A 237-nucleotide genomic window follows, 5' to 3' on the forward strand; every position below is an offset into this window, starting at 1 on the left:
TCCTGCTCCTTTACCTAGATTATCAGCTAGCTTATCTAATGCATCTTGTACATTTTTAGCATCTATTCCTGATTTACTATTGTCGTAGTAGTTATTAGCTGCATCTGTATTTACAGTAGTAATCACATTGCCTTTTGAATCTTTAAAGTCATATCCTACTACATTACCGTTTGCATCTTTACTTTGTGAAACGTTTACTGTATTTACATCAAATAAAACATCTGTTCCATCATTTCT

General features: G+C 32.1%; 1 protein-coding gene. It reads right to left on the reverse strand.

Translation table 11 applies throughout. The features are described 5' to 3' along the window. On the reverse strand, positions 1-237 hold a 237-nt coding region (locus GOQ24_RS12675), incomplete at both ends, for a hypothetical protein (RefSeq protein ID WP_410505196.1).

The sequence above is a fragment of the Myroides sp. LoEW2-1 genome, assembly GCF_009767705.1.
Classification (GTDB): domain Bacteria; phylum Bacteroidota; class Bacteroidia; order Flavobacteriales; family Flavobacteriaceae; genus Flavobacterium; species Flavobacterium album_A.